Source organism: Vibrio sp. V12_P9A6T4 (assembly GCF_963874835.1).
GTDB classification, from domain to species: Bacteria; Pseudomonadota; Gammaproteobacteria; order Enterobacterales; family Vibrionaceae; genus Vibrio; species Vibrio anguillarum.
The window spans coordinates 1-6,184 of sequence record NZ_CAWNJO010000113.1; the positions used below are offsets into that span (position 1 = coordinate 1).

Sequence of the window (6,184 nt, forward strand, 5' to 3'; positions counted from 1 at the left end):
GAGTAGGACATCGCCAGGCTTTGAATATTGTCTAACCAGACACGCTGCGGAGCGGTAGTTCAGTTGGTTAGAATACCGGCCTGTCACGCCGGGGGTCGCGGGTTCGAGTCCCGTCCGCTCCGCCACTTATTAAGAAGCCCTGCTAGTAATAGCTGGGCTTTTTTCGTTTGAGTTTCAATGAGCTGCTTAAGTCGTTTTAAGCTATCTCTATTGTAACTAGATTCCCTGTGCTTATTCCTTGATGTCCTCTTGAGCGCTGAAATTCTTTTGGTTTATGTTCATCGAACAGAGTAGCTGCATGAAAGGCGCTACTATCTCAATCAATAGCCATATGAAAACAACGTGTAGGCATATAAAAAAGCCAACACGTTGTGTCGGCTAATCGTCTAGTGTTGTGCTTTACAGAATCTGTTTGAGCACTCTATCGGCCTTAACTCGCGTTACTTTGCGCAGTAGTTTTTGTACCGCATCAGGGTAGTTTTCTATCTTCTCTAGTTGTTTGTAGGTACAAACAAGTTGAGTATGTCGAAGGATGTTGTCGATCTCTTGCTCAAACTTAGGTGTTAAGTGGTGATAGTGATCTTGGATGAGAATGGCATTCTCGAGATCGAGCTTCCATGCTCTTGGATTTAAGTTATTACCAGTGATCAACATATAGCGCTTATCCACCCATACGCCTTTTAGATGGAAGCTATTCTCTTCATGTTTCCAGAGATGGATAGAAAGATTTCGACTGGCAATATGGGCTTCATTTACTTTGGCAAAACGGCGTAGATTAAGCTCATATAAATAAGGTAAGCCGCCGATTGTCTTGAAGGTTTGCTCTGGGGAAATATAGAAATCGTTTGCCGTTTTATCGCCAACGACAATGTGAACTTTTACACCCCGTTTCAATGCTTTCTTAACTTCTTTAGCGACACTTTTTGGAAAATTGAAATACGGAGTGCAGATAAAGACTTCATCTTTAGCATGAGCGATCAGTTGGTTAATATTGTGGTTGAGTTTATTTCGACGCTTTCCAATACCTACCAGTGGCGTCAAAGCTACTTGATCGGCTGTTGGGATCTGTGACTCAAACTCATAGTTTGCTGTTGCTAGAGAGGCTCTAAATTGCCGAATGTCAGTTTTGATATCTTTCGTCGTTGGCTTCGATGTGTTTGATAAGTCATTGACAGCAGGATGACTTATCATTTTTTGCTGAATAAATTGTACCATGCTATCGGCAAGAGATTGATTGTCGATGGTGTGATAGCGGTCGAATCGATAGCGCTCTTTGTGATGCAAATAAACGTTATTAAGGCTTGCTCCGCTATAGATCACCTGGTCGTCGACAATAAAACCTTTGAGATGTAAAACACCAAAAACTTCGCGACCTCGCACGGGGATGCCGTATACGGGAATGGCGTGTTCGTGGTTCTGAGAGAACTCTTGATACATTGAAGCATTGCCTTCCGAAGCGGCCGCACCAATTAATCCACGTTGCGCTCTATGCCAATCAACGCAAATCGCAATATCTAAGCCAGGGTTTCTTTGCTTGGCATTATATAGCTCCGTTAAAACTTCTCTGCCTGCTTCGTCATCTTCTAAATACAGCGCTACAAGATAGATTCGTTTACTTGCCTGACGGATCGACTGGATCAGATGATTTTTAAATTCTTTTGCCGAAAATAAAACTTCAAAATGATCCGGTGATTGTGCGATGGTCGGCAATCGCTCGAATGGGTTTCTATGAGCAATCATATTGGATGATTTACCTTACTTATTTGCAAAATTGCGAACTGGGGATATTACCAAATTCAACGGTTCAATTGCTAGAAAAGCCGCGCATTCTCGTCATACTAGCCTAGGTATCTCATAGGAATGAGATCTTTACCACTGGATACATAGCGCTCAAACCGTTGCATAAGAGCTATTGGTAGTTCTTCTGTCATTATGGAGTGAAAACCATGACGAGCATAAAATGGCTCAAGATGAGCGTATGCGAAGCAATAATCCTGATTATTGAGAATATTCTCGCTGCAATAATTGAGCAACTGCGATCCAATCCCTTTTTTTTGGTTTTCTGGCATCACAAGCATGCCAGTCAGTAATCGATATACATCAATATTTTTAAATCTGACAACAGCAGATATCTGCCCATCGAGCGTGCCTATAACGCACAATTCATCTTTCCTAGCTTTTGCTGAAGGGTAATGTTCTTTGTACATTCGCTTGATCAAAGGAAGTTTTATCGGGGGGAGTATGTCAAATTGTAGTTGCCACATTTCTTCCTGCTTCGAATAGTTATCTGTTGTAGAATGGCGTGAGTTTAATTTATCCATAGAATGCCATGCAATTACATCCCAATGCGAGCTTAAAAAAATACCACACTTTTGGCCTAGAACAATCTTGTCAATTATTAGCTGAAGTTTTCTCTGTGCAAGATTTGGTGGAAATTTACCAGAGCGCAGAATTTCAGACTTTGCCTAAGTTGATGTTAGGAAAAGGTAGCAATGTCCTTTTTACTTGTGATTTTCAAGGAATGGTTTTAAGCAACCAACTGAAAGGGTTACAGCACACGCAGGATGATAATTACCATTATTTGCATGTTTCTGGTGGTGAGGATTGGCCTTCACTTGTTGAATGGGCTGTGAAGCAAAATATTGCAGGTCTTGAAAATTTGGCTTTGATACCTGGTTGTGCAGGTTCTGCTCCTATCCAAAATATTGGCGCTTATGGTGTAGAGTTTCAAGATGTGTGTGATTACGTTGATTATCTCTGTTTAGACTCCTTAACCGTCAAGCGCCTGAGCGCCAAACAATGTCTATTTGGTTATCGTGATTCTATTTTTAAGCACGCTTTGCACAGTAACGCGATCGTTGTAGCGGTAGGACTAAAGTTAATGAAGCAGTGGCAACCCGTACTGAATTATGGACCTTTGCAAGAACTGGATAGTCACACCTGCCAAGCTATTGATATTTATAAACGGGTATGCGCTACTCGCAATGCCAAATTACCCGATCCGCGGGTGCTAGGTAACGCAGGAAGCTTCTTTAAAAATCCAATTATTAGTTTAGAACATTGGCAGGCTCTTCTTGAGAGTTATCCCGATCTTGTTTCTTACCCCGTGGAAGAAGGCAGAAAAGTAGCGGCTGGGTGGTTGATTGATCAGTGTGGGCTCAAAGGGTATAGCTTAGGTGATGCTCAAGTGCATCCGAAGCAAGCTTTAGTGTTGGTAAATAAAGGTAGCGCTACAGCCTTTGATGTCATTCAACTAGCGATTAAAGTTTGCATAGCAGTTCAGGATAAATTTTCGATATCTTTAGAGCATGAAGTCCGATTTTTAGATGCGATTGGTGAAACGAACCTTGAGCATCTTGCTAAGGAATTAAAGTGAAAGAGCACAGTGTCAAACTATCATTACTTCGTCATCTGGCCAGTGGCGAGTTTTGTTCTGGTGAGTTGCTAGGAGCAGAACTTGGTATTTCTCGCGCCGCAGTCAGTAAGCATATTAAAGGGATTCAGGAGTGGGGAATTGATATTTTCCGCGTCCAAGGCAAAGGCTATCAGCTTGCTCAACCACTGAATCTACTTGATGCGACACAGATCCAAAATGCCGTGCATAACCCTGTCGAGCTTTTCCCCATTATCGATTCAACCAACCAATACCTGTTAGAACGTGTAGATAACCTTGCTTCGGGCAGCGTTTGCTTAGCAGAGTATCAAGCTAATGGACGGGGTCGGCGCGGGCGTCAGTGGATATCGCCTTTTGGCAGCAATCTTTATGTTTCCATGTACTGGCGACTCGACGCAGGGATGGCGGCCGCAATGGGGCTTAGCCTTGTGGTCGGGGTCGCGATTGTGGAAGCGCTAGCAAGCATCGGATTTGACGGTGTAAAGCTTAAGTGGCCGAACGATCTCTATTTTCAGGATAGAAAGCTGGCGGGCATTTTAGTCGAAATGACAGGGCAGGCTGGCGCAGCGGCACATTTAGTGATTGGGATGGGAATGAACATTTTCATGCCCGAAAATGAGCAAGCCATTGACCAGCCATGGGCAAGTTTGTCGCAGGTAGCCGACGGTCTGAAAATAGACAGGAACTTGCTCGCTATTGTCTTTATTCAATCATTAGACCAAGCGCTACGTGATTACGAGCTTTATGGGATGAAGGATTTTATACCGCGCTGGAATCGACTCGATAACTTTATTGGTCGAAAAGTTAAACTGCTTATGGGCCCCAAAGAGGTCTATGGCGTGGTGCACGGGATCAACGAATATGGAGCGGTGTTGCTAGAAACAGAGAATGGAATGGAGAGTTACATTGGTGGCGAAATATCGTTACGCAAGGCAGAGTAACCGCTTTACCAAACTATTTTCTTAGTAGTATCTCTTCCACAGTATGATTGAGGCCTTTACGCAAAACTAACTGAGCGCGCTCTTTGGTCGGTAAAATATTATGTTGCAGATTTTTACCGTTGATCGAGTGCCAAATGCTCTCAGCTTTTTCTCTCGCCTCTAGCTCAGACAGTTTTGTGTAGTGGCTAAAGTACGACCCCGTCTCCTTAAAGGCGCTGTGACGAAACTTCATAAAGCGTTCAACATACCACTTTTCAATAAGTTGACTGTCCGCATCGACATATAGAGAGAAATCTAAGAAATCAGATATAAACACTCGATGTGGATCGTGTGGATAATCCATGCCGCTTTGCAAGACGTTCAATCCTTCAATGATCAACACATCTGGCCTATCGACGACTTTCTCTTCAGTGGTGATGTCGTAAGTAAGATGTGAATAGATCGGCGCGCTTACATTTCTTTTCCCTGCTTTAACATCCGACACAAACTGTACCAGACGTTTCATATCATAAGATTCAGGAAACCCCTTTTTCCCCATAATTCCTCTCTCATTAAGAATTTTGTTGGGAAAAAGAAACCCATCTGTCGTGATCAGTTCAACTTTGGGATGATTCTCCCAGCGTGAAAGAAGCGCTTTTAACAAACGCGCCGTAGTACTTTTCCCAACGGCGACACTTCCTGCGATGCCAATGATAAAAGGAGGCGATATATCGGTATTACCGAGAAATTGATGCAAAACCGCATTTCGGCTTTGTCTGGCGGCCACGTATAAATTAAGTAAGCGAGCCAAAGGCAGATAAATTTCAGCCGTTTCTTTCATCGTTAGGTTTTCATTAATACCTTGTAGCTCTTTTAAGTCAGCCTCAGAGAGAGTCATCGGGACAGAGTTACGTAGCTCGGCCCATTGATTGCGATCAAAAGAGATATAAGGACCCATAAAATACCTAACGATGAATGACAGAAAAAAGAAGAGGATGAAACATACATTAAGGTGAAAAGAATGGAAATGCCTTAAACGATAGAATTGAGTGAGAAAACGCATTTTGCTTGAAAAAGCAACGAACAGGCGAGATTTATGGAAAATTGGTTTTTTTTTAATATTTAGGCTTGCAAGGCTGAGCATCATTCAATAGAATGCGCTCCACTTATGCCGACTTAGCTCAGTAGGTAGAGCAACTGACTTGTAATCAGTAGGTCACCAGTTCGATTCCGGTAGTCGGCACCATTCTTTTTCGAAAGAATGAAGAAAAAATTTGGAGGGGTTCCCGAGTGGCCAAAGGGAGCAGACTGTAAATCTGCCGGCTCCGCCTTCGATGGTTCGAATCCGTCCCCCTCCACCATATTCTTAAGGAAATAGCTCTCAGAGTTACGTGTGCGGGCATCGTATAATGGCTATTACCTCAGCCTTCCAAGCTGATGATGCGGGTTCGATTCCCGCTGCCCGCTCCAATTTTTGAGTGCTGATATAGCTCAGTCGGTAGAGCGCACCCTTGGTAAGGGTGAGGTCCCCAGTTCAACTCTGGGTATCAGCACCAGCTCTCCAAGCAATTATCTCCTTTTGATATATACTCCTTACCAATAATTTTGGTTGCGTGGTCATCAAAGCCACCTAAATCCGTACCTAGAGGGACAACTCATGTCTAAAGCAAAATTTGAACGTACGAAACCGCACGTAAACGTTGGTACTATCGGCCACGTTGACCACGGTAAAACAACTCTAACTGCTGCTATCTGTACTACACTTGCAAAAGTGTACGGTGGTGAAGCGAAAGACTTCGCATCTATCGATAACGCTCCAGAAGAGCGCGAGCGCGGTATTACAATCAATACTTCTCACGTAGAGTACGAT

The 6,184-nt window shown here is 43.4% G+C and carries 6 protein-coding genes and 5 tRNA genes; 8 read left to right on the plus strand and 3 right to left on the minus strand.

Annotated elements, in window-relative coordinates:
* Window positions 1–48 precede the first annotated feature (48 nt).
* Window positions 49–125: transfer RNA gene (locus tag AACQ42_RS16270), tRNA-Asp, on the plus strand.
* Window positions 126–399: 274 nt separating this feature from the next.
* Here the strand turns inward: AACQ42_RS16270 and pssA are convergent.
* Window positions 400–1,740, minus strand: a complete 1,341-nt coding sequence (gene pssA / locus AACQ42_RS16275; protein WP_013857962.1) for a CDP-diacylglycerol--serine O-phosphatidyltransferase — start codon at window positions 1,738–1,740, stop codon at window positions 400–402.
* A 98-nt stretch (window positions 1,741–1,838) separates the two neighbouring features.
* Window positions 1,839–2,321 carry a GNAT family N-acetyltransferase gene (locus AACQ42_RS16280; protein ID WP_094166427.1) on the minus strand — a complete coding sequence of 161 codons (483 nt, stop codon included), beginning with the start codon at window positions 2,319–2,321 and terminating at the stop codon, window positions 1,839–1,841.
* Window positions 2,322–2,329: 8 nt separating this feature from the next.
* Here AACQ42_RS16280 and murB point away from each other — a divergent pair, with 8 nt between their 5' ends.
* Both murB and birA read left to right on the plus strand, forming a co-directional pair.
* On the plus strand, window positions 2,330–3,376 hold the full coding sequence (murB, locus tag AACQ42_RS16285) for a UDP-N-acetylmuramate dehydrogenase (RefSeq protein WP_094166428.1): 1,047 nt from the start codon (window positions 2,330–2,332) through the stop codon (window positions 3,374–3,376).
* Entirely contained in the window at window positions 3,373–4,335 is a 963-nt protein-coding gene (gene birA / locus AACQ42_RS16290) for a bifunctional biotin--[acetyl-CoA-carboxylase] ligase/biotin operon repressor BirA (protein WP_094166429.1), read from the plus strand. The genes murB and birA overlap by 4 nt, the downstream gene beginning before the upstream one ends.
* 13 nt (window positions 4,336–4,348) lie before the next feature.
* Here the strand turns inward: birA and coaA are convergent, their stop codons facing one another.
* The gene (gene coaA, locus AACQ42_RS16295; RefSeq protein WP_010318972.1) at window positions 4,349–5,272 is read right to left on the minus strand and encodes a type I pantothenate kinase; all 924 of its coding nucleotides are present in this window, start codon (window positions 5,270–5,272) and stop codon (window positions 4,349–4,351) included.
* Window positions 5,273–5,484: 212 nt separating this feature from the next.
* On the opposite strand from coaA, the gene AACQ42_RS16300 reads away from it, so the two are divergent.
* The 5 genes from AACQ42_RS16300 to AACQ42_RS16320 all read left to right on the plus strand — a co-directional run.
* Window positions 5,485–5,560 (plus strand) — tRNA-Thr (locus AACQ42_RS16300).
* Window positions 5,561–5,590: 30 nt separating this feature from the next.
* Window positions 5,591–5,675 (plus strand) — tRNA-Tyr (locus AACQ42_RS16305).
* Window positions 5,676–5,709: 34 nt separating this feature from the next.
* Window positions 5,710–5,784 (plus strand) — tRNA-Gly (locus AACQ42_RS16310).
* A gap of 10 nt (window positions 5,785–5,794) precedes the next feature.
* A tRNA-Thr gene (locus AACQ42_RS16315) sits at window positions 5,795–5,870 on the plus strand.
* A gap of 101 nt (window positions 5,871–5,971) precedes the next feature.
* The coding region (locus tag AACQ42_RS16320; RefSeq protein ID WP_254917431.1) for a GTP-binding protein at window positions 5,972–6,184 on the plus strand (213 nt) is incomplete at its 3' end.